Origin of the sequence: Vibrio sp. 10N.222.52.C12, from assembly GCF_041474215.1 — a bacterium.
Taxonomy (GTDB): domain Bacteria; phylum Pseudomonadota; class Gammaproteobacteria; order Enterobacterales; family Vibrionaceae; genus Vibrio; species Vibrio crassostreae_C.
The window spans coordinates 91864-114613 of sequence record NZ_JBFRTR010000048.1 but is presented as its reverse complement, the minus strand read 5'-3'; the positions used below and the strand labels follow the sequence as shown (position 1 = coordinate 114613).

The 22750-nt window shown below is 44.4% G+C and carries 20 protein-coding genes; 4 read left to right on the top strand and 16 right to left on the bottom strand.

Annotation, left to right across the window (positions count from 1 at the left end; all coding sequences use genetic code 11):
- Positions 1 to 83: 83 nt before the first annotated feature.
- On the bottom strand, positions 84 to 2171 hold the full coding sequence (gene fusA, locus AB4623_RS09360) for an elongation factor G (RefSeq protein WP_017058825.1): 2088 nt from the start codon (positions 2169 to 2171) through the stop codon (positions 84 to 86).
- A gap of 234 nt (positions 2172 to 2405) precedes the next feature.
- On the bottom strand, positions 2406 to 3785 hold the full coding sequence (radA, locus tag AB4623_RS09355) for a DNA repair protein RadA (protein WP_017063288.1): 1380 nt from the start codon (positions 3783 to 3785) through the stop codon (positions 2406 to 2408).
- Between the two features lie 161 nt (positions 3786 to 3946).
- On the opposite strand from radA, the gene AB4623_RS09350 reads away from it, so the two are divergent.
- Positions 3947 to 6292 carry a PilZ domain-containing protein gene (locus AB4623_RS09350; protein WP_372146239.1) on the top strand — a complete coding sequence of 782 codons (2346 nt, stop codon included), beginning with the start codon at positions 3947 to 3949 and terminating at the stop codon, positions 6290 to 6292.
- Positions 6293 to 6414: 122 nt separating this feature from the next.
- On the opposite strand, the gene serB is transcribed toward AB4623_RS09350, so the two are convergent.
- Positions 6415 to 7395 (bottom strand): phosphoserine phosphatase, encoded by a 981-nt coding sequence (gene serB / locus AB4623_RS09345; RefSeq protein ID WP_371721146.1) that lies wholly within the window; start codon positions 7393 to 7395, stop codon positions 6415 to 6417.
- Positions 7396 to 7504: 109 nt separating this feature from the next.
- On the opposite strand from serB, the gene AB4623_RS09340 reads away from it, so the two are divergent.
- Complete coding sequence (locus tag AB4623_RS09340) at positions 7505 to 8116, top strand: YtjB family periplasmic protein (RefSeq protein ID WP_076655999.1); 612 nt, start codon at positions 7505 to 7507, stop codon at positions 8114 to 8116.
- A gap of 127 nt (positions 8117 to 8243) precedes the next feature.
- Here the strand turns inward: AB4623_RS09340 and deoD are convergent, their stop codons facing one another.
- The 7 genes from deoD to AB4623_RS09305 all read right to left on the bottom strand — a co-directional run bounded on the left by deoD (position 8244) and on the right by AB4623_RS09305 (position 15479).
- The gene (gene deoD / locus AB4623_RS09335) at positions 8244 to 8963 is read right to left on the bottom strand and encodes a purine-nucleoside phosphorylase (protein ID WP_017063285.1); all 720 of its coding nucleotides are present in this window, start codon (positions 8961 to 8963) and stop codon (positions 8244 to 8246) included.
- Between the two features lie 65 nt (positions 8964 to 9028).
- Positions 9029 to 10249 carry a phosphopentomutase gene (locus AB4623_RS09330; protein WP_372146237.1) on the bottom strand — a complete coding sequence of 407 codons (1221 nt, stop codon included), beginning with the start codon at positions 10247 to 10249 and terminating at the stop codon, positions 9029 to 9031.
- Positions 10250 to 10325: 76 nt separating this feature from the next.
- A complete protein-coding gene (deoA, locus tag AB4623_RS09325; RefSeq protein ID WP_029405256.1) occupies positions 10326 to 11654 on the bottom strand; it encodes a thymidine phosphorylase in 1329 nt (442 codons plus the stop codon).
- Positions 11655 to 11764: 110 nt separating this feature from the next.
- On the bottom strand, positions 11765 to 12541 hold the full coding sequence (gene deoC, locus AB4623_RS09320; RefSeq protein WP_010436196.1) for a deoxyribose-phosphate aldolase: 777 nt from the start codon (positions 12539 to 12541) through the stop codon (positions 11765 to 11767).
- A 522-nt stretch (positions 12542 to 13063) separates the two neighbouring features.
- The gene (locus AB4623_RS09315) at positions 13064 to 14326 is read right to left on the bottom strand and encodes a NupC/NupG family nucleoside CNT transporter (protein ID WP_017058833.1); all 1263 of its coding nucleotides are present in this window, start codon (positions 14324 to 14326) and stop codon (positions 13064 to 13066) included.
- Between the two features lie 204 nt (positions 14327 to 14530).
- Positions 14531 to 15343, bottom strand: a complete 813-nt coding sequence (locus AB4623_RS09310; RefSeq protein WP_372146236.1) for a TatD family hydrolase — start codon at positions 15341 to 15343, stop codon at positions 14531 to 14533.
- The gene (locus AB4623_RS09305; RefSeq protein ID WP_157938685.1) at positions 15324 to 15479 is read right to left on the bottom strand and encodes a DUF5363 family protein; all 156 of its coding nucleotides are present in this window, start codon (positions 15477 to 15479) and stop codon (positions 15324 to 15326) included. Before AB4623_RS09305 ends, AB4623_RS09310 begins: the two co-directional genes overlap by 20 nt.
- A 165-nt stretch (positions 15480 to 15644) precedes the next feature.
- Between AB4623_RS09305 and AB4623_RS09300 the strand changes: the two genes are divergently transcribed.
- Positions 15645 to 17111, top strand: a complete 1467-nt coding sequence (locus AB4623_RS09300) for a hypothetical protein (protein ID WP_372146234.1) — start codon at positions 15645 to 15647, stop codon at positions 17109 to 17111.
- Positions 17112 to 17208: 97 nt separating this feature from the next.
- The gene (locus tag AB4623_RS09295) at positions 17209 to 17922 is read left to right on the top strand and encodes a hypothetical protein (protein WP_017059246.1); all 714 of its coding nucleotides are present in this window, start codon (positions 17209 to 17211) and stop codon (positions 17920 to 17922) included.
- On the opposite strand, the gene AB4623_RS09290 is transcribed toward AB4623_RS09295, so the two are convergent.
- The 6 genes from AB4623_RS09290 to AB4623_RS09265 all read right to left on the bottom strand — a co-directional run bounded on the left by AB4623_RS09290 (position 17919) and on the right by AB4623_RS09265 (position 22668).
- On the bottom strand, positions 17919 to 18749 hold the full coding sequence (locus AB4623_RS09290) for a LysR family transcriptional regulator (protein WP_372146232.1): 831 nt from the start codon (positions 18747 to 18749) through the stop codon (positions 17919 to 17921). The genes AB4623_RS09295 and AB4623_RS09290 overlap by 4 nt on opposite strands.
- 106 nt (positions 18750 to 18855) lie before the next feature.
- Positions 18856 to 20436 carry a peptide chain release factor 3 gene (prfC, locus tag AB4623_RS09285; RefSeq protein ID WP_017059244.1) on the bottom strand — a complete coding sequence of 527 codons (1581 nt, stop codon included), beginning with the start codon at positions 20434 to 20436 and terminating at the stop codon, positions 18856 to 18858.
- A gap of 172 nt (positions 20437 to 20608) precedes the next feature.
- Positions 20609 to 21064 (bottom strand): ribosomal protein S18-alanine N-acetyltransferase, encoded by a 456-nt coding sequence (gene rimI, locus AB4623_RS09280; protein ID WP_136973791.1) that lies wholly within the window; start codon positions 21062 to 21064, stop codon positions 20609 to 20611.
- On the bottom strand, positions 21057 to 21455 hold the full coding sequence (locus AB4623_RS09275; protein ID WP_017063280.1) for a DNA polymerase III subunit psi: 399 nt from the start codon (positions 21453 to 21455) through the stop codon (positions 21057 to 21059). Before AB4623_RS09275 ends, rimI begins: the two co-directional genes overlap by 8 nt.
- A 198-nt stretch (positions 21456 to 21653) precedes the next feature.
- Positions 21654 to 22157 (bottom strand): GNAT family N-acetyltransferase, encoded by a 504-nt coding sequence (locus tag AB4623_RS09270; protein WP_017063279.1) that lies wholly within the window; start codon positions 22155 to 22157, stop codon positions 21654 to 21656.
- Complete coding sequence (locus tag AB4623_RS09265) at positions 22141 to 22668, bottom strand: SCP2 domain-containing protein (protein WP_029235120.1); 528 nt, start codon at positions 22666 to 22668, stop codon at positions 22141 to 22143. The genes AB4623_RS09270 and AB4623_RS09265 overlap by 17 nt, the downstream gene beginning before the upstream one ends.
- Positions 22669 to 22750: the final 82 nt, after the last annotated feature.

The following is a 22750-nucleotide window of genomic DNA, read 5'->3' as shown; positions in this document are numbered from 1 at the left end:
CTCTCGCAGTATGTTACAAGCAATAAAAAGCCCCGCAAGCTTTCACTTGCGGGGCTTTTTTAGCTAATTGAGAAAAGGGCTAATTACTTACCAGCTTCTTTTTCTGCTTTAACTTTTGCAATCACTTCGTCAGCAACGTTAGTTGGACATGGTGCGTATTGTGCGAATTCCATAGAGAATTGGCCACGACCAGAAGTGATAGTACGTAGGTGACCGATGTAGCCGAACATCTCAGAAAGAGGTACGTCAGCTTTAATACGAACACCAGTAACGCCAGCTTGTTGATCTTTGATCATGCCACGACGACGGTTAAGGTCACCGATAACATCACCAACGTGATCGTCTGGAGTGAACACGTCAACGTTCATGATTGGCTCAAGAAGTTGCGCGCCAGCTTTAGGCATAGATTGACGGAATGCGCCTTTCGCTGCGATTTCAAATGCGATAGCAGATGAATCGACTGCGTGGAAACCACCATCGAAAAGTTCAACTTCAACGTCTAGAGTTGGGAAGCCAGCTAGTACGCCGTTTTCCATCATAGATGCGAAGCCTTTCTCAACTGCAGGCCAGAATTCTTTAGGAACGTTACCGCCCACAACTACAGAGTTGAACTTGAAGCCAGAACCTGCTTCGCCTGGTTTGATACGGTAATCGATCTTACCGAATTGACCAGAACCACCAGATTGCTTCTTGTGCGTGTAGCTATCTTCAATTGCTTGAGTGATAGTTTCACGGTAAGCAACTTGAGGAGCACCTACAGTTAGGTCAACGCCGTATGTACGCTTAAGGATATCTACCTTGATGTCTAGGTGAAGTTCACCCATACCTTTCAGGATAGTTTCGCCAGTCTCTTCGTCAGTCTCAACTTGGAAAGATGGATCTTCTGCAACCATTTTACCGATAGCGATACCCATTTTCTCAGAACCGCCTTTATCTTTTGGAGATACAGCGATTGAGATTACTGGAGTTGGGAATACCATTGGCTCAAGCGTTACTTGGTGCTTAGGATCACATAGAGTGTGACCAGTTTGCACGTTCTTCATACCAACGATCGCAATGATGTCACCAGCTTGTGCGCTAGTTAGTTCGTTACGGTCATCAGCTTGCATCTCAACCATACGGCCAACACGTTCAGTCTTGCCAGTGAATGAGTTAAGAATCGTGTCACCTTTGTTCAGTTTACCAGAGTAAATACGAACGAAAGTTAGAGCACCGAAGCGGTCATCCATGATTTTGAATGCAAGCGCTTTGAAAGTCTCATCTGTAGAAACGATAGCGTGTTCGCCAGTTTCTTCACCGTTCTCATCCATTAGAGGCTGAGGGTCAACTTCAGTTGGTGCTGGTAGGTAATCTACTACAGCATCAAGGATAAGTTGCATACCTTTGTTCTTGAACGCAGAACCACAGAACGTTGGGAAGAATGCGATATCACGAGTACCTTTACGGATACAACGCTTAACGTCTTCAATAGAAGGCTCTTCACCTTCCATGTAAGCTTCCATTAGGTCATCGTCTTGCTCTACAGCAGTTTCGATTAGCTCTTCACGGTATTGCTCAACGTCATCAACCATGTCCGCTGGAACATCTTTGATTTCGTAGTTTTCAGGAAGACCAGTGTCATCCCAAACGTATGCTTTACGGCTTAGTAGGTCTACAACACCAACGAACTCGTCTTCACGGCCGATTGGTAGAACCATTACTAGAGGAGTTGCACCTAGAACGTTTTTAACTTGGTCAACAACGTTGTAGAAGTCTGCACCCATACGGTCTAGTTTGTTAACGAAGATCAGACGAGATACTTCTGATTCGTTAGCGTAGCGCCAGTTAGTTTCTGATTGAGGTTCAACACCACCAGAACCACAGAATACACCGATACCGCCATCAAGAACTTTAAGAGAACGGTATACTTCAACTGTGAAGTCAACGTGTCCAGGAGTATCGATAACGTTTAGACGGTGATCGTTCCAAAAACAGCTTACAGCTGCTGATTGGATAGTAATACCGCGCTCAGCTTCCTGTTCCATGAAGTCAGTCGTTGATTCGCCATCATGTACTTCACCAGTCTTGTGGATTTGACCAGTTAGCTTAAGGATACGCTCAGTGGTAGTTGTTTTACCCGCATCAACGTGCGCGAAAATACCAATGTTTCTGTATTTCGATAAATCTGCCATTGTCTTACTCTGTTAATAGGATATAAAATGCGCGCAGAGTATATCACAATCTGTGAAGACTGATAGCTTTGCATGCATTTGGGACTAAAAAACTTTGCCTTTTTCTAACATATAGAAAAAGGCACTCAGTAGTAACAATCTAAATGATTGTTAATTATAGTGCTAACCTAAAGCCTAATCGGCGTTAAGGTTAGGCTGAATTGCTGCTGTATAGAGTAGCTGAAGTGAGTTCAATTACAACTCATCAAAAGCATTAATTGCTTCCGATAATTTTTTCACACCGTGGATCTGCATTCCTGGAATGCCACCTTTAGGCATGTTAGCCGCCGGTACAATCGCTTTCTTAAAGCCGTGTTTAAATGCTTCATTTAAACGCTCTTGTCCGCTCGGTACAGGTCGAATCTCACCCGCTAGGCCTACTTCTCCAAATACCACCACATCTTTTGGTAATGCGCGGTCTCTGAAACTAGAAAGTAGAGCCATCACCAACGCAAGATCAGCACTGGTTTCGGTTACTTTAACACCACCGACGACATTCACAAACACATCTTGGTCAGCCATTTGTAAGCCGCCGTGTTTATGCAGCACCGCTAATAACAAAGAAAGCCTGTTTTGCTCTAGGCCGACAGCGACGCGACGTGGGTTAGCCAGCTGTGAATAATCCACCAGCGCTTGGATTTCGACAAGAAGTGGACGCGTCCCTTCCCACACCACCATGACAGAACTGCCCGAGGTTTCTTCTTCACCACGAGACAAGAAGATAGCGGATGGGTTGCTGACTTCTTTTAGCCCTTGGCCTGTCATCGCAAACACACCCAGTTCATTCACTGCACCAAAACGGTTTTTGTGGCTGCGTAGCGTTCTAAAACGGCTATCGGTTCCGCCATCTAATAAAACAGAACAGTCAATAATGTGCTCAAGTACTTTTGGCCCTGCTAAGGTGCCGTCTTTAGTTACGTGTCCAACTAAGAACACAGCAACGTTATTCTGTTTTGCGTAGCGCGTTAATGCGGTTGCCGATTCACGAACCTGTGCAACACTGCCCGGAGAAGATTGAACATCCGCAACGTGCATAACTTGGATCGAGTCGATAACCATGATCTTAGGTTGTTCTTTTTCTGCAACCTGACAAATCTTATCCACGTTCGTTTCTGAGAGCATCTTTAGGTGCTCTTTTGGCAATCCAAGTCGAGACGCACGCATCGCGACTTGTTGCAGAGATTCTTCCCCGGTTACATAGAGAGTCGGTAATTGAGAAGAAAGCTGACACATGGTTTGTAATAGCAGCGTTGATTTACCGGCACCCGGGTTACCACCAATCAGGATCGCAGCACCCGGTACGACACCACCACCAAGTACGCGGTCTAGCTCTTTAAAGCCACTGCTAAAACGTGGGACTTCTTGCAGATCGATTTCTGACAGCGTTTGAACCGAAGATTCAGTTGCACCGCCCGCATAACCACTCAATCGTTCATTACGTGCGACCTGAGGTGAAGCGGCTAACCTAACTTCTGTAATCGTGTTCCAAGCACCACATGCATTGCACTGCCCCTGCCAACGTGGAAAATCGGCACCACAGTCATTACACACATAAGCTCGCTTTGCCTTCGCCATAAAACCTCAATAATTTACTCAATTACACAATGATGTTGTCAATTTGTGACTTATTTGACCGTACGGATGAAAATAAAAGTTGCAGTCATACCACTTATACTTAAAGATCGATTTAAACTAGTCGATAACATAAACGCACCGTCCATTCTAACAAGAAAAGTATGCAGCAATCTGAAATTCTATCTGTAGCAGAACGTTTAATCCCGGCTTACCACGCCGAAGATTTCGAATTCCTTCTTTCTCAAATGACAGAAGGGGAATCGCCGTCTCTGAAGCTGCTCGTTAAAATGGAACTGAATCGTATCATGGCTCCGTGTACAAAGAGCATTGATTTACGCGGGCGTATTGATAATGAGTGTCGTCAGTTCACTCTCGATGGCCGTAAGCACTGGCTCGATGATATCGCTTTAAACGCATATCAACGTGGTACGAAAAAGTTTAAAGGTTACACAGAAGGCGCATGGGAGTTAGTAATGACTCCGCGAACTCAGCCTCTGAGCGTTGTTAAAACATCTTCTCAAGGTAACCACGACATTACTAGCGCCAATAGCCCGTACGAAGCGGAAGCTATTAACCTAGGTTACGACTTAAAACGCCAAGAGAACAGACTCAAGATTAGCTCGCAGGTCGAGATCACCACATCGAAAGGGCAAAGCCTACATGGTGTAACGGTTGATATCTCCCCGTCGGGTGCAAAGTTCAAAGTACCGAGCGCCTTTCGATACAACCTCGGCGAGATCATCAGCGTTAAGTTCTCAGAGCTTATCGAAAAGTCCCAAGAAAACGATGTTAACCAAGCGGTTGAATTTCGTGTTTTGGGTATCGACGAATCTTATGAGAACAACGCGGTCAAATTTCTAAGAACCATCAAGGTAAGCGACAACAATATTGTGGCTCGCTTACTCGATGAGTCTTTAAATAGCACCAGTAAGAAAACCAGCCATGAGAATCAAGATAGGATTATTCGAACTCGTACTCGAGGAATCGAACATACCTATCTAAAGCATACTTGTAACCTACCCCTGTTTTTCAGCGGCAGCGAACTAAAGCTTGCCCTACTGACGGATAACAACCATCCATTATGGCAATATTGGCACGACGAACGAAATCAACAAGCGCTGGGTACCCTGTTCAACGAGCAACGTATGAACCTGTTGGCGAAACCAGGAGTGAAGGGAACCAGTAACGTTATCTACTCTTTTACCCATGAACACCAAAACAAGACCTTGTTCTATTCAATGATGCTGCCTGAAGCCTCTCGTGAACAAAGACAGCTGTTCTGGCACATCGGTGGCAAACGTAAAAGTTGGAAGGCGTTCAAGTTCTCGGTTTTCGAACTTTCAGACACTGAGCGACAAGCATTAGCTAAACACTCGGATACGCTGGCTCAAAGCTCAGCTCAACTGACGCATTGCGGAATCTTGCAAGAGATTGGCGATCACGAAAGTGCGGCGGACTATCTTCTGAGTGAAAAGCCACGCATTCCAAGCAGTGAATTGAACCGCTTCCGTCACCCGCGTACTGTCGTCGGCAATATTCAAAGCATCTACTTTGACTCTCAGACTCGTCGTAAAGAGCCGAGATACCAATTTAAGTCACCGTTGCAACTTACATCACAAGATGGCGCAGCGGCGAACGGACACACCTTAGATATTTCGAAGCGTGGACTGAGCATTAGCCTTGAACACCCAATGGTACTCAAGATTAATGATCCGGTATTAGTGAACTTCAATGAACTGCAGCTCTATGACAAGAACCTGCCACTGAGCACAGTGCCTTACCACGTAATTCGAGTGAGTCCGAATGGTCGCAACGTGCAGTTGGTTATTGCCGAGAACGCCAAGACAATGCGTACCATCGCTTTCCTTAATGGGCTTATCGATCAAAACCAAAGTAAGCTGATTAAGAAGCAAGAGATACTGCCAACACATTCGCTACTCGAATCACTGCACAACATTTTATTGAGCAAGATGGTCAGTAACCCAATATTCATTGATAAGCCAAGTTCAACGCTGCGCTGTAAGATCATTGGTGTGAATTTCCCACTGAATAAGCATCTAACGTTACTTGCTAAACTTGGTCACAACCAAAAGTTCTCACTCGAGCCAATCTTCAAGGGTCACACCAACTCACTGTTGGCTGAGCCACTAAAAAGAATTGAAGGTGCGGAGCCTAAGCATCATGACGTGTACATTGCTGCAGTGAAGTTTGGCGACAAAATCCAGTCGGTACACACCAAGTTGGTCAAAGACTTCGCCTCAACAAAGGAACGCATCTTATTCATCAAGAAAGCGCAGCACTTAGGTGATGTGTATGTATTGCGAGTCACCACGGCACCTATCTTTAATCCGCTAACGAGTTTATTCCAGTCGGATTTAGAAGAGCTTTCACGCATCAGTATGCATCAAGCTAAGAAGCTAGAGAATGAGGTGACGGCGTTTATCGGTTATGGCGAGATAGAGGACATTACCGATGAAGTGCTGATTCGATTGGAGCTAACACGCTAGCCTCGAGTGGCGTATTAACTTAAGCATGAAAATTGAAAAAGCAGGCTGATAGCCTGCTTTTTTTGTGTCTGAGCCACTATTGCTAAATAAGATACATAGCCAATAGCACTTAGGTAGAGCCCCTAAGGTTTCGCTTGCCAGCTGATCTTCTGTTGCTTAGCCAATACACCCGACAAGATACACAGCACACCGCCTAAACCTGCGTAACGAACAGCAGTTTGAGCTTGCTGCTCTACTTTTGGTTTTGCGTGGTAGGCAATGCCTAAACCTGCAGAGCCCATCATCACCAAGTCATTGGCACCATCACCAACGGCAACGGTATTATGTAGTTCCAATTCGTACTCTTCAGCCAACTCTACCAAGATATCCGCTTTGGTCTGCGCCGAAACAACATCGCCTAAGACTTCACCCGTCAACTTACCGTTGACGATCTCAAGCGTGTTTGATTGAGCATGGTCTAGATCAAGGGTATCTTTCAGGTAGTCAGAGAAGTAAGTAAAACCGCCTGATGCAATCGCCGTTTTCCAGCCAAGCTTATTTAGAGTATTCACCAGCCCGACCAAGTCTGGCATGAATGGCAATGACTGACGCACTTGCTCTAATATCGATTCATCCGCACCTTTCAGTGCTCCTACTCGCTGGCGTAGGCTCTGTTCAAAGTCGAGCTCGCCTTGCATTGCTCGTTCTGTGATTTCAGAGACTAACTCTCCCACTCCAGCTAGCTTGGCAATCTCATCGATGCATTCAATTTGAATCGCTGTGGAATCCATATCCATCACGATCAAACCTGGCTTAGATAAGTCTGGGACCTCGCTAAGGCAAGCATAATCAAGCTTTAGCGCTTGGAGGATTTCTTCGTGTGCTGGCGTTAGATTGCCTGACATCAAAGCCACTTCATAATGCCCAACCTTCCACGTATCGAGGATGGTGTTGTAAGTGCCAGTGAAAAAGTCGATGTCATCGAAAGATTGTGGAGATAGGTACTCACCAAACACAATCCAATTGGCCTTGGATTTAGCGAGTTGAGAAGCGAAACGAGTCTCGGGGAGTCGAGTTAATAATGTCGTATGCCTTTTTATCGGCAGATATTTCTGATCGTCCATGTGTATGATTCCTAATTAACTATGCTAAACGTTAACCTATTGCAATTTGAAAACGCAAGTCTCAATATGTCTTAATCATAACATTTGTTTATTTCAGGCTTCGTTAAACATGAATGAATCATTGTTCTCAATACGTAACGCTTTACGAATGCTAGCCCTCATTTTGTTGGCTACCATGTTCGTTGTAACGATTAAAAATACGGTCGTGATCAGTAAAGGTAACGAGAAGATCCAAGCAAAACAATTGGAAACTCTTACCAAGCTGCTTATCTCTCAGGCATCACTTTCAGCCAGCAAGATGATCACGCAACAAGACCAAGAGCGATTGCTTGATCTGACTAACCAGCTATCTCAAGACCGACTGGTGTTCGATACCACCATCTATGATGCAGAGGGTATTCGACTGGCTTCGAGCGAAAAAGCCCTCTCGGTACGTGAGGTTCTTGGCTTAGATACACCACTTTCAACAGCAAGTATCGGCAGACAACAGTTAGTTGAACCTATTTATTCTCCAGAGAAAACGATCATCGGCTTTATTCGAGTGACTTTTGAAACCGGTAAGATGACGGCGATTTCTGATCACCACTACCGCAAAAGTGATCGCTACATGATCGGTATGGTGTTGATGGGGTTTGTGAGTGGCGTGTTATTCATCATGCTGATTCGCAGAAGACCGACTAAGTCTGGTGAGAACTTACTATTGAAAAATGTAAGCTCATAAACACACTAGGCTGACAATAAATACTAGACTCAGAATAAATACAGCAATCCAATAAAAAGCCCCGACGCTCAGGCAGCAACGGGGCTTTTTGTTATCTGTTAACTTATCAAGCTAAGACAAATCAAGATTATTCTTGGTCACCAAGCAACACTGAGTCTAGTGCGATAACCATCATGTCGTTGAAAGTCGTTTGACGTTCATCTGATGTCGTTTGCTCACCAGTCTTAATGTGGTCAGAAACAGTACAAATCGTTAGAGCTTTTGCGCCGTATTCAGCACACACACCATAGATGCCAGCCGCTTCCATCTCTACGCCAACAATGCCGTATTTGTCCATTACTTCGAACATCTCTGGATCTGGCGTGTAGAACAGCTCAGCCGAGAACAGGTTACCGACTTTTACGCCGACACCGAGAGCTTTGGCTGCATCTTCTGCCGCGCGCACCATTTTGTAATCCGCAATCGCCGCAAAGTCATGATCTTTAAAGCGAATACGGTTCACTTTAGAGTCAGTACATGCGCCCATGCCGATCACCACATCACGCACTTTGATATCTTCGCTCACTGCACCACAACTGCCCACACGAATGATCTTCTTCACACCAAAGTCTTTGATAAGCTCAGTCGCGTAAATAGAACAAGATGGAATGCCCATACCGTGTCCCATTACCGAAACCTTACGACCTTTGTAAGTACCGGTGTAACCAAACATGTTGCGAACGTCGCACACTTGAACCACTTCTTCTAAGAAGGTTTCAGCGATGTATTTAGCACGTAGCGGATCGCCTGGCATTAAAACTACGTCAGCGAAATCACCCATTTCAGCATTAATATGTGGAGTAGCCATTGAAAATATCCTTAATCTCAAAACAAAAAAAGAAGAGAGAAGTTTCCCTCTCTCTTCGTTAACTATTATAGAAAGCTTGTACCGTGTCCCATTGGCGATGTACCAAAGTATGACGCTAAGCTTTGACCGATATCAGCAAATGTATCGCGACGGCCTAAAGAACCGGCTGGAACCTTCTGACCGTAAACAATCACAGGGATGTGCTCACGAGTATGGTCTGTACCTGGCCATGTCGGATCACAACCGTGGTCAGCAGTTAAGATAAGCACATCGTCTTCTTTCATCATATCGATGATTTCATTGATGCGACCATCGAAGTACTCAAGTGCCGCTGCGTAACCAGCAACATCACGGCGGTGGCCGTAAGCTGAGTCAAAATCAACGAAGTTAGTGAACACGATAGTGTTGTCGCCCGCTTCATTGATCGCATCTTTGGTTGCTTCAAATAGCGCAGGGATACCTGTTGCTTTGGTTTTCTGAGTGATGCCACAACCCGCGTAGATATCAGAGATCTTACCGATTGAGTGAACGTTACCGCCCTTCTCATCAACCAACTTCTGAAGAATGGTGGCTGCAGGTGGCTCAACAGAAAGGTCACGACGGTTACCAGTACGTTCGAATTGACCTTTACCTGGGCCAATGAACGGACGAGCGATAACACGACCAATGTTGTAATCTTCTAGCTCTTCACGAGCAATCTGACAAAGATCTAATAGGTTTTGCAGGCCGAATGTCTCTTCGTGACAAGCGATCTGGAAAACAGAGTCTGCAGAAGTGTAGAAGATTGGCAGGCCAGTCTTCATGTGTTCTTCACCTAGGTTATCTAGGATTTCTGTACCCGATGAATGGCAGTTACCTAAGAAGTCAGACAGACCAGCACGCTCAAGGATGCGGTCAGTCAGTTCTTTTGGAAAGCTGTTCTCTTTGTCGGTGAAGTAGCCCCAGTCAAACAATACCGGCACACCTGCGATTTCCCAGTGACCTGATGGCGTGTCTTTACCAGAAGACAGCTCAGCAGCATGACCGTAAGCGCCAATGATCTCAGCGTCTGCGTCCATACCAGGAGCAAAGCGACCTGTCGACTCTTTGTGAGCCATCGCTAAACCTAGCTTAGACAGGTTTGGCAGCGTTAGTGGACCTTTACGATCCGCGTTGTCTGCAAGGCCTTGATCACAATGGTCAGCAATGTGACCCATTGTATCCGAACCTACATCGCCGAATGTGTCAGCATCCGCTGTTTCACCGATACCGAATGAATCTAAAACTAAAATAAATGCTCTTTTCATTTTCTTCACCAACTTATTGCTCTTTGCACCAGAACTCTGTTTATCGGTATACACGAGGTATACCGATACCTGTTATTTACACGTCTTCAGAACGAATCTGACGGTAAACATCTGGCGTTGCTGTATATTCTCCGCCCACAGTGATTGCATTTTGTAATGCTGTTGCAGCTTCTTGCCACTGTTGTTCGTTGCGAGCATGAATCATTGCTAATGGCTTATCTTCACTTGCTACTTCACCTAGGCGAATGAAGTGATCAAAACCGACGGCGTAATCAATGCTGTCAGTTGCTACGCGACGACCACCGCCCATACCAACCACAGCCATACCAATTGCACGAGTATCCATTGCTGATACCACACCGCTTTCTAGCGCGTACACTGGCTTAATAATGTCTGCTTTTTCTAGGTAGTTATCGTAGTTCGTTACGAAATCAGCTGGACCACCAAGACCCGCTACCATCTTACCAAAGCACTCTGCTGCTTTACCGTTATCCAGTACTGCCATCAGTTTTTCGCGCGCTTCGTCTGAATCTTTAGCTAGGTTACCCAGCACCAACATTTCAGCACACGATGCTAGCGTGATCTCTAACAAGCGTGGATTACGGTATTCGCCTGTTAAGAATTGAACCGCTTCACGAACTTCTACTGCGTTACCCGCTGAAGAAGCCAGTACTTGGTTCATGTCCGTTAGGATTGCTGTTGTTTTCGTACCCGCACCGTTTGCTACTGCAACGATAGACTTCGCTAGCTCTTCAGATGCTTCATAAGTCGGCATGAATGCGCCTGAACCTACTTTTACGTCCATAACTAGAGAATCAAGGCCAGCGGCCAGTTTCTTAGATAGGATTGAAGCCGTGATTAGCGAGATATTATCGACTGTTGCTGTGATATCGCGAGTCGCGTAAACACGCTTATCAGCAGGTGCTAGATCGCCTGTTTGACCGATGATCGCTACACCAGCATCTTTCGTTACTGCACCGAACACATCATTGGTTGGTGTAATGTTGTAGCCAGGGATAGATTCAAGCTTGTCTAGCGTACCGCCAGTGTGGCCTAAACCACGACCAGAGATCATTGGAACGAAACCGCCACATGCTGCCACCATAGGGCCAAGCATCAGAGAAGTTACGTCACCAACACCACCAGTAGAGTGTTTATCAACGATTGGGCCATCAAAGTTCATGTGGCTCCAGTCAATCACCATGCCTGAGTCACGCATTGCACACGTTAGTGCGATACGCTCTGGCATTGTCATTTCATTAAAGAAGATAGCCATTGCGAATGCTGCAATTTGGCCTTCAGAAACCGTGTTCTTAGCTACGCCTTGAATGAAGAAGTTAATCTCTTCAGCTGTTAGGACTTCACCGTCACGTTTTCTGCGAATAATTTCTTGGGGTAGATACATTAGTGCCTCCCAAACTCTAGTGAGTATGGTTTGTAGGGAAAGAGGTAATGTGGAGTGACTTAACGCCACTCCATCAAACAGACTAAATCTTGTTACACCCGATTGGGATATTAGTATGCTGCTGGATCAGCAGTCTGGTCTGTCACTTCTAATGTATTAAGAAGGTTAGTTAGTAGGCTTGAAGCACCAAAACGGTAGTGCATGTTGTCTGCCCACTCAGCGCCTAATAGCTCATCAGCCATTGCTAGGTATAGTGCTGCATCTTCAGCAGTACGTACGCCACCAGCTGGTTTGAAACCAACTGTTTTAGCAACGCCCATGTCACGAATAACTTCAAGCATCATGCGCGCGTACTCTGGAGTCGCGTTTACTGGCACTTTACCTGTTGAAGTTTTGATGAAGTCTGCACCTGCTTCGATACAGATTTGAGAAGCTTTCTTGATCAGTGCTTCTTCTTTCAGTTCACCTGTTTCGATGATCACTTTAAGCGTGATGTCACCACAAGCTGCTTTACACTGTTTAACTAGCTCAAAGCCAACTTCTTCGTTGCCAGCAATAAGAGCACGGTATGGGAATACTACGTCAACTTCGTCTGCGCCGTACGCTACCGCTGCTTTTGTTTCTGCAACAGCAATTTCGATGTCGTCATTACCATGAGGGAAGTTAGTTACAGTCGCAATGCGTACTTCTGGAGTACCTTGCTCACGCAACGCTTTCTTAGCTGCTGGGATAAAGCGAGGGTAAATACAGATTGCAGCGGTGTTGCCTACTGCAGTCTTCGCGTCATGACAAAGCGCCACTACTTTTTCTGTAGTATCGTCGTCATTTAGCGTAGTTAGGTCCATAAGTTTAAGTGCACGTAGAGCTGCTGCTTTTAAATCGCTCATTTCTATCTCCGATCAATATATTCAAATAGTTAACTACTTCGCCCTCCATCCAGTATAGATGGATATTTTAGTAATGCTCAGTAGCCACAAATGAACGGACTTGGTTCCCTGAAGACTTGATAACTTTCGCTACCAATTGCAATCCTTGTCACCGCACAGTACCAGTTTGGTCTATGGCACAACAAATCAGTCATGTTGTGTCTAACATCTATAGCGTATCGCTAATTTTGGCTTAATCCCAGAAGAATAACGTTCGAGTTGATTTCGAGGTTACTTTCTTGCCAACAGAGACATCCTATCCCTTTAGCTTATACATTATAGGTATCCATCAATAAATTGTAGTGCTCCTTAGAACGCAAACGGTTTGTATCTCAAAAAAACATTCTAGACCCATTATCGACTTCAAGCTGATGCTTATGCTCATCTCAAAGAATCACTAGGCCTAAAAACAAAAAAGCCCCGCAGCAATTTCTTGCTACGGGGCGATATTATTATGGCGTCTATATATCGATTTCTAACTAATTAGAAAGACAGGAAGAAGCCAGCAATTGTTGCTGCCATCAGGTTAGATAGAGTACCAGCAATTACCGCTTTAACACCCATACGTGCGATGTCGTGGCGACGGCTTGGTGCAATACCACCTAGACCACCTAGAAGAATCGCAATTGAAGAAAGGTTTGCGAAACCACATAGTGCGAATGCGATGATAGCTTGAGTCTTCTCAGACATCACTTGACCAGTTGCTGCAACAACTTGAGCGTTTTCACCAACGTATGGTACGAAGTTTAGGTATGCAACGAATTCGTTAACAACTGTCTTCTGACCAATGAAAGAACCAGCGATAGTTGCTTCTTCCCATGGAACACCAATGATGAATGCTAGCGGTGCGAAGATCCAACCTAGAAGAAGTTCTAGAGTTAGGTTTTCCATACCGAACCAACCACCGATGCCACCTAGGATACCGTTGATTAGAGCAATTAGACCGATGAATGCTAGTAGCATTGCACCAACGTTAAGTGCTAGTTGTAGACCAACTGATGCGCCACCTGCTGCTGCGTCGATAACGTTAGCTGGTTTGTCATCGCCACCGTCCATTTCGTCAGCGATGTTGTCGTCTGGCGTATCTGTTTCAGGCTTGATGATTTTAGCGAATAGTAGACCACCAGGTGCTGCCATGAATGACGCTGCAACTAGGTACTCTAGAGGTACACCCATAGATGCGTAACCTGCTAGTACACCACCAGCTACAGAAGCCAAACCACCACACATTACTGCGAATAGTTCAGAGTTAGTCATTTTAGGAACAAATGGACGAACAACTAGAGGTGCTTCAGTTTGACCAACGAAGATGTTTGCTGCTGCAGACATAGACTCGGCGCGAGAAGTACCTAGAGCTTTCTGAAGACCACCACCAAGAACTTTGATTACAATTTGCATAACACCAATGTAGTAAAGTACAGAGATAAGTGCAGAGAAGAAAATCAGAGTTGGTAGTACTTGGAAAGCAAAGATGAAACCGATACCGTCAACTGAGAAGTTAACTAGGCTGCCGAATAGGAAACCAGTACCGTCTTTACCGTAGTCGATCACGTTTGCTACACCAGCAGAGAAACCTGCAAGTAGATCACGACCCCAAGGGATGTAAAGTACGAATGCACCAAGTGCGAATTGGATAGCGAAAGCGCCACCCACTGTTCTTAGATTAATAGCTTTGCGGTTGTCAGATAGTAGTACTGCGATTGCGATCAGTGCAACCATTCCGACTAGGCTCATAAACAGGCTCATAGTTTATGACTTCCTTATTAGTTATTTATTGGCGTGTTACAAAATGGGGCTATAAAGCGGAGGCAATTATACTCATGCGACCACTAATAAAGTAATGCCGTCCTCACACTTTCGTAGAAGATTCATGTACCATTCACACACAAATGTGACCCAAATCACAAGCTCAGTGCAATTTACGCAAACGATAAACAAAAACCTTCGATTTTATTCACATATACCGAATGCGCGATGGCTATTTTGCCAAATTTGCGCTGCAATCGATTGCTTTGGCTCTTTTCTAAGCAAAAAAAGTTCATTTAAGATCGTAACTAAATATTTGGAATGATTAACATTTCCTTGGTTTCCATACATGGGCATGTCCGGAGCATCCGTTTCCAATACCAGACATTCAAGGGGCAATTTTGCGATGGTTGTGCGTGTTTTTTGCGCTCTTGGGTAAGTTATCGTTCCACCGACGCCAATATAGAAACCGATCTTGATCCACGCCAAAGCTTGCTGTTCACTCCCAGAAAAACCGTGAATCACACCACCTAAGGTGAACTTATGCTGCTTTATTAGCTCGATAAGTCGGTTGTAAGACTTCCTCTCATGGATGATTAAAGGCAGGTCAAACTCCTTCGCAAGCTCCATTTGTTGGATGAAAAAGCGCTCTTGTTTCTCTCGTTCAACGTCCACAAAAAAGTCGAGCCCGCACTCACCTATCGCGACACATTGGCTGTTTTTTGAAGAGAGTAATTGGCGAAGTTCCGAAAATTGTTCGTCATTGGCCTGCTCTAAAAAGTAAGGATGGAAGCCTAATGCATAGTAAACATTGGGGTGAGATTGAGCGATTTCATCGAGCTTCCTCCAGTTACTTTGGCCAATAGAAGGGATGATTAACTTCTCGACTTGAGCTTGCTTTGCTTCTTTAAGATAGCCATCAATACTTTGTTCAGGTGTAAAACCTTGCTCAAACGCCTCAAAATCCGCGTGGCAATGAGTATCAAACAGCGGAAAGTCACTTATTTGCTGTGTCATCTTCCCTACTCTCTGTTTGTTTCCCTTGAGGATCACGGCGATAAGCAACACAACTGCGCTTGTTCTCAGGCGTTAACCCAAGCTCTTCACACCACTTATCGTATCTTTTAACCCAAGTTTTTATCCAACCCAACATACTTACCTCAAGTCTCAACCTAAAAAGCGCAAATGCATAAATTAGATTTATACATCAACACTAGCTGGCTATATTGTTGAAAATCTCACCACAGCGAATAATAAACGCACTTGCCAAGGAGGCATTGATAGCAAGACGCTCCATTCAATAACGAGATCCTACTTTATGAAAGCATCACTCTTAGCCATATCAATTTCTAGCGTATTAGCAGCACCTGCTTTTGCTTCTGCACCTCAAGTTGACGTAGAACTAGCAAACCAACAAACACTTCAACTTATTGACGAGCAGATGAACGCTATCGATGCTTCTGTTCAGTATAAATTAAACGAACAATATGCCAATGCTACTCCAGGCACGACAGCTACAGTCGATGATGTAACTTACGAAAAACAATCTAACGGTACCTGGGCTGCAGTTGGTGCCGCCTCGGCTGCGTTGGTTGCAGGGCTGTTAAGTAGTTCTTCATCTTCCAGTTCATCTGACAACGGTAATACAATCCCAGAGCTTCCAGTCACTACTTCAATGGACAGTGTTGGTACATGGAAAGTCGCGGATAATGACAGTGGATATATTGTGACTCTTGTTGGGCAAGAGGTTTATGTTGATTCAAGCAATGTGACACTTCACAACGATGGCACAGCAATCATTGTCGTGAACGATCGCAAACTTATAGTAGGAATCAATGGAGATGAGCTTTACCGAGTAGATCAAGTTACTCGTCCAGAAATGAATGAGCCAACATTTCCGGGAGAGCCTATCGAACCTGGTATTCCTACAGTTACTCCTGGAACCAGTGAAATGGATTACGTCGCAGAATTTATTGGCATAGATGGTATGGACTACTTATTTGAAGTAGACGGGGAGACCGTGCGCGTTCCACAACATAAAATCTCGATTACCGATAACATCGTATATTACGACGGTAAAATGTATGGCTTTGATGGCAAATCTTTTTATCTAGTTTCTGGTGACCGTCCTATCACACCACCAGGTACAGATACTCCAATCAAACCGATCATTCCCGGTGAGCCTATCGAACCTGGTATTCCTACAGTTACTCCTGGAACCGGTGAAATGGATTACGTCGCAGAATTTGTTGGCATAGATGGTATGGACTACTTATTTGAAGTAGACGGGGAGACCGTGCGTGTTCCACAACATGAAATCTCGATTACCGATAACATCGTATATTACGACGGTAAAATGTATGGCTTTGATGGCAAATCTTTTTATCTAGTTTCTGGTGACCGTCCAATTACACCACCAACAGATGAACTCCCTTTAGAACCAACACCTCCAGGTCACGGTCATCACACTGTGTCAGTTGATATTAACGATGGCTATGTTGAAATCACGGTAAATGGCAGATCCCAAACGACTGACTACACAGCAGAGGCTGATGATCGTGGTGTGGTTCACATCAAAGATCGTCATGGAAATATTGTGGGTGAAGGCTACATAGATGAAGTAAATGGAACAGTCACTTTTGGGAACGGTATTGTTGTAAATGACCGAGGTGATGTAACACTTCCTCCAGCGGTTAAAAACAACGTAAAAGACAGAGTGCAATCTATCGACCCAACTAAACTACAGAAAGCTAAATCCGCTATTCAACAACGTTTACGCGGCTAAAATTCAACCTGAGTTGAACCCGCTCACCCGATAATAGTGAACGCTATTATCGGGTGTTTTTACTCACTAGCTAAGGAAAGCGATTCGGAATTTGAATATGAAACGCCTTCTATTAATACTTGCTTCCACCTTCCCTTTTCATTCATCAGCAAATGACACTCTGGTTGAATCTATTGAGCGTTTTACGGATATTTTTTCCGTCAGCTTATCTCAAAACCCAGACAACGAAAAAACGGTTGCCACTCTTGATATCAACTATCAAATCAATGATAAATTGCGTGTTTTTGGAGAGGTTGATACTCAAGACTATTGGCAAGCAGGGTTGGGATATTCATTCTGGCAAGGGGACACGTACTACACTGAAAACACCGTAAAAGTCAGCGAACATGAGATCACAACAGGCATTTTTGTTGCTAAGTTGATTCATGAAAATTGGACACTGCTTGGCGATATCAACTACAACTATATGGACAGAGATTTCGATGCTTGTCTTCCAAACTTATGCATGGAATATAGAGCCTCTGACACATTCGATTATAGTGCAGGCGCTCTGTGGAGCCCGATTCAATATGCTGACTTTCTTTACAAATTCAACCAAGAAATCGGATTCAAAAAAGATACCCAAGACTTTTATATTAAAGATGATACTACTACGAGATCTAGACATATCAGAAATGAAACTAGGACCAACATTCATTATCACGAAGTAGCTGTATTCTTTAACTTGAAGTACGTAAAACCGTCCGTTACCTACACCATATACCCTGAAAACAAAAACTATGTGGAATTCGGTTTAGCCTTCGATTTCTAGCTATTTAGTAGCTGTTTAAGCTTCTCTCGCAACTCTTGATGTTGCCCATTAGTTTGATACTTCTTGTGATAGAAAAATTCAAACTCCACAGGACGCATTGAGAATGGAGGCTCATGAATCCGTAAGCCAATGGTTTTTGCTAATTGGATCATGCTAACCGGAACCGCAGCAATGTAGTCAGTCCCTTTTACCGCCAATATCAAGTTAGTGATGTTTCTTACTTCAATAGCAACATCACGAGTGAAGCTCTTTTCGGAAAGAAAGTCGACTATTTGAGTATCTTGGCGAAGTAACTTCAAGGTTACATGCCGTGCTTCAAGAAACTCATCCATCGAAATCTTCTCACCAAATTGACTGTTTTCAGGATCACTCATAAGAAGCAATCTATCAGTAGTTGCAAATTCAGAAGCTAAGCTCGTTTGTTTTGGTAAACCAGTATCGACTACTAAATCTACTCGATTGAGTCGGATATCCTCGACAACGTTATCAACAGAGATTGGTGATTCAACCAGCTGAACACCATTGAGCATGGGCATTTTGTGGAGCAGATTCGCTGGCATATAAACAGTAAAATCACGCTTTCTTGATACTGCACCTTCCATCAGCTCTAAAGCATCAGATAATTGACCTGCCAATTTGTGAGCCATTGACGTTGGTTCTATTGAACGCCCTACTCTTACGAACAACGCATAGCCTACCACCGCTTCAAACCTCTTGATTGCAGCACTGACCGCAGGTTGAGTTAGCTCTAACGATTCAGCCGCTTTGGTTATCGATCTTTGTTGATATACAGAGAGGAATGGCTTTACTAAATTGAGATCAAACACGCTTTACTCCATCAAAACGGTGTACTCTTAGTGTAACAAAAAAGCCGAATGCTAGAAGCAATTCGGCTTTAATATTATCCAACAGTGTTATGTAGAACTGTCGTTATTAGTGCTCGCGCGTCGCTCGGAATTGAACTTCAGGGAAACGTTCAGAAGCTAGGTTCAAGTTCACCATAGTTGGTGCGATGTAAGACAGGTTGTCACCGCCATCTAGCGCAAGGTTAGATTGGTTCTTACGTTTGAATTCTTCTAGTTTCTTAGCGTCATCACATTCAACCCAGCGAGCTGTTGCAACGTTAACACCTTCGTAGATAGCTTCTACGTTGTATTCCGCTTTCAAGCGCGCTACAACCACGTCGAACTGAAGTACACCAACCGCACCAACGATCAGATCGTTGTTCTGCATAGGACGGAATACTTGTACTGCGCCCTCTTCTGAAAGCTGAACTAAGCCTTTTAGAAGTTGCTTCTGCTTAAGTGGATCGCGTAGGCGAATACGACGGAATAGCTCAGGTGCGAAGTTAGGAATACCAGCGAACTTAAGGCTCTCACCTTGAGTAAAGGTATCACCAATCTGGATAGTACCGTGGTTATGTAGGCCGATAATATCACCCGCGTATGCTTTTTCAGCACGTGCACGGTCGCCCGCCATGAAGGTTACCGCATCAGAGATACTTACACTCTTACCAGTACGAACATGGTTCATCTTCATACCTTGGTTGTAAGTACCCGACACGATACGCATGAATGCGATACGGTCACGGTGTTTAGGGTCCATGTTTGCTTGGATCTTAAAGACGAAACCAGAAAACTTCTCTTCTGTCGCTTCAACATCACGCTCGTTCGCTTGACGCGTTTGAGGAGCTGGAGCCCATTTCGTTAGACCATCAAGCATGTGGTCAACACCAAAGTTACCTAATGCAGTACCGAAGTAAACCGGCGTTAATTCACCCGCAAGAAACAGTTCGTGATCAAATTCAGGGCAAGCACCGATAACAAGCTCTAGTTCTTCACGTACGCTTTCCGCAAGATCAGCACCTACCGCTTCATCTAGCTCAGGGTTGTCCAAACCTTTAATGATGCGAACTTCTTGAATCTCATGACCGTGGCCAGATTCGTACAAGATCGTTTCGTCACGGTGAATATGGTAAACACCTTTAAACTCTTTACCACAACCGATTGGCCATGAGATTGGAGCACAGGCCATACCTAGCTCGCTTTCCACTTCATCAAGCACTTCCATCGGGTCACGAACATCACGGTCAAGTTTGTTCATAAACGTTACGATTGGAGTATCACGAAGACGTGTTACTTCCATCAGCTTACGAGTACGGTCTTCGACACCTTTAGCAGCATCGATAACCATCAAACAAGAATCAACCGCTGTTAGCGTACGGTACGTATCTTCCGAGAAATCTTCGTGTCCTGGAGTATCGAGTAGGTTTACTAGGCAATCATTGTATGGGAATTGCATTACCGACGTAGTTACCGAGATACCACGTTCTTTTTCCATCTCCATCCAGTCAGATTTAGCGTGCTGGTTAGAGCCACGGCCTTTTACGGTACCCGCTTTTTGAATCGCGTTTCCGAATAAAAGAACTTTTTCAGTAATCGTGGTTTTACCCGCATCCGGGTGAGAGATAATCGCAAACGTTCTACGTTTGCTCACTTCTTGTTGGAAAGACATAGTCGCCCTTTGCTGATCTAAAGCGTAAAAAGGGCAAGTAGATAATACTTGCCCTTGAATTCTGTGTGCGGATTATACAGAAAGCGTATCACTTTCTAAAGGGTCAGTTTACACCCTATTTTTTGGCTAATTTTGTGATTAGCTATCTAGTTAGCGAAAAGACGTAACATGACTAGCTAAAAGACATAAAAAGATAGCTCATAATGATGGCATCTTCGTTGCCTTGTTTAGTTGGATAGTAATTACGACGGCGATCAACTTCGTTGAAGCCTGCCTTTTCGTAAAGATTAAACGCGTTCACATTACTTTCGCGAACTTCTAGCCAAGCACTTTCCGCATCAGCTTGCTCACACATATCAAGGAAATGTTCAGTTAGTGCCTTACCATAACCTTTGCCTTGCTTGCTTGGGTCTACCGCAATATTAAGCAGCGTCACTTCACCAACAATATTTTGAGCGAAGAAATAGCCCACCACTTGTCCATCAACTTCAAGGACATGATGACAAGCGCCTCGGCTATCAAGATCTCGGATCATATTTTCAGACCAAGGGTGAGAATGCGCGGCCTGCTCTATCTTCCAAATGGCGTCTAGGTGTTGTTGTGAAGTCGGTAAAAATTGATTAGTCATAAGCACAAATTTGTTGCCATAAGTCGCGGCGGTGTTGGTTGTTACCGTTAATGTCAGACAGTAATGGCGATTGAAGTGTTTTAGCCTTCAGCTCTTGAGCCGACTCACAACCAGCAAACCATATCCACTCAACCGAACCTAAATCCACAGTAGACAAGTGTTGCGGTTGAAGGTGTAAAGCCTGAGATAAGTCGAGCTTGATACTTTTGAGTACTCGCTCAAACATCACGGCGAGATCTTCCTGAGGTTTTTCAGGCGAAACCAACAGTAACTTGCAATCGCTCGAGAGCGGAGTCAATTCAGATTCATAACCTGCTAAACGCTCTGGGTGACTTAGTTCCCATTGGCTAATGCCCATCTCATGTAGGTATTGCGCGTGTGTTTGTGACATATCTAGCGGTAGTAACCTTAAGTTTATTGGAGCCAAAGTTTATTGGAGCCAGAAGTTTGTTAGAACTAGTTTTGTGAAAGCTGCCTCTATTGAAAGAGCGCTTATTAGAGCAGGGCTGATACTAACAAAAAATAAAGGAGCATCAAGCTCCTTTATTTAGACTAAATCAGTTTGTATCTTGTTGCGTGATAAATCAGCTTATAAGTCGTTGAACTCGGGGCTGTAAGCAATCTCACCAGCATGTCCAGCAAACGCACCGTTTACCAATTCAATCGCTTGGAAAGCACCTTCAGGCACATCCCAAACACAACTCAGGCCAAACTCGCTCGCAGCCTTGAAACCAAAGCGGCTGTAATAAGCAGGGTCACCCAACACAACGCAAGCTGGGTAACCAAAATCAACCAAAGTGGAAAACGCATCTTCAACTAGAGATTTGGCAATGCCTTGGTTGCGGAACTCTTCTTTCACAGCGAGAGGCGCAAGCCCTTGCCAGTTATGATCGTCGCCATCAAGAGTGATAGGGCTAAACATCAGGTGACCAACCACCTCGCCTTCATCAGAACAAGCCACCAGCGATAGCGTTAAATGGCTATTCTCACGCAAGCTCATAACCAAGTTAGCTTCTGCATCTGTTTCAAAAACAGATTTCAATAAACGATCAATGACAAGTATATCTGCCGGTGCTTCAGTTCGAATAAGCATTCATTACCTCACTTTGTGTATCTGGGGATTGTACTCCCTTCTGCACAAAATCAGCTAATTGATTTAACAAAGTTTTCATAGGAGTCGGCAATAAGTCCAAATCTACGCTATCCATCAAGTTTTTAACTTCTAAACCGAGCTCGGTATCGCCTTCAATAGACAGTCTACGTTGGAAGAAAAGCGTATCTGGGTCTTCTTTACGCCCCGCAATCAACACAAGATCGTTAAGATTGCCGCTAAAGCTTACATCTTCAACCACCTCTTTATCAGCTACAACCAGTTGCTCATTTTTGTAGCTAATACACCAACTTAACCCCATGTCTTTTATTGAGACTTTCAGCCATTTGTCTTCTAAAAACTCAAAGTCACCGTCCTCTAAAGCTTCCTTGAATACATTCTTAAGCGCCTCCAATAAGGCTCTTTTTTGTACTGTTTTAGGCAATAACTGGACTGGAGATCGCAAAATTGATGCGGCATTTTGAACTAGTTGAGTGCGAATCTTGTTTATCACGTGACTTATCCGTAACTTTGTCAATAATATGGAATGCATCATAGATGATGTTGAGATCTCAGTTACTGTTATGTATCAAATT